Origin of the sequence: Paraburkholderia sp. SIMBA_053 (assembly GCF_046534895.1) — a bacterium.
Lineage (GTDB): Bacteria > Pseudomonadota > Gammaproteobacteria > Burkholderiales > Burkholderiaceae > Paraburkholderia > Paraburkholderia caledonica.
In genome coordinates this window covers 1-247 of sequence record NZ_JAWRXU010001371.1, presented here as the reverse complement: position 1 = coordinate 247, position 247 = coordinate 1, and the positions used below count along the sequence as shown (strand labels likewise).

1 protein-coding gene is annotated in these 247 nt (G+C 31.6%); it reads right to left on the bottom strand.

Features of this window, described 5'->3' with window-relative positions:
• The coding region (locus SB753_RS40095) for a hypothetical protein (protein WP_410805554.1) at positions 1 to 247 on the bottom strand (247 nt) is incomplete at both ends.

The following is a 247-nucleotide window of genomic DNA, read 5'->3' as shown; positions in this document are numbered from 1 at the left end:
CCCAAGTCTGAGATAATCCTTTTGATGTATTGTTTGGGAATAGAGATCTATATGTGTCTAACCTTGAATGGAATCTATAAACACCCTTGCTTTCAATTGAGTCAATTACCATATTAAACTCTTTTAAATGATCAAAATAATCTTTCTTTTTTTGTTCGGAATCCAAAATCTCACGTGTTCTTTTATTAAAGTAAATTGAATATGCAAGTGTTCCAAATGTAAATAATGACCCAAGCCAAACACCGAC